Origin of the sequence: Bacteroides sp. ET71 (assembly GCF_023336905.1) — a bacterium.
Taxonomy (GTDB): Bacteria; Bacteroidota; Bacteroidia; order Bacteroidales; family Bacteroidaceae; genus Bacteroides.
The window spans coordinates 1-469 of record NZ_JAMBLS010000149.1 but is presented as its reverse complement, the minus strand read 5'-3'; the positions used below and the strand labels follow the sequence as shown (position 1 = coordinate 469).

The following is a 469-nucleotide window of genomic DNA, read 5'->3' as shown; positions in this document are numbered from 1 at the left end:
AGTGTCGCGAAGTTCAATGTAGGATGCGGCACGCTGCTGCTGGCGGGCAGGCAGTTCCAGCGGATGGAACACGGGGATTCTATCCATGTCGGAGAGGTAGCCAATCTGCCCGTCCATATTCACCAGTGAGCCGTTCCGGTAGTGCTCCAGCCTTTCACCGGTGAAGGGGCGTGGCTTCATGCGCTCCTGCCGTGCGGCCTCTTCCTCCGCCCGGCGGCGCTCCCGTTCCCGAAGTTCTTCTTCCGATGGGGCTTTGGGTGCGGCTGCCGGTTCGGGCTGTGCAGTCCGGGCCGGCTTTTCTGCGGGCGATGCGGCAATGGCATCCCCTTTGCCGGGTACGGACTGGCCGCTGAGCGGTTCCACAATGTCGAACAGGGAGAGCTGCGGGGTGTCCTGCTTCTTCTTCCGCTTGGGCTTCCGTCCGGTGCTGAACGCCTGCCGTTCCTCCTGTGTGAAGCCGAAAAGGTCA

Annotated in this window: 1 pseudogene; it reads right to left on the bottom strand. The window is 63.3% G+C overall.

The window, feature by feature from the left end:
- A pseudogene (locus M3090_RS15625) lies at window positions 1-469 on the bottom strand (hypothetical protein); the annotation flags it as partial.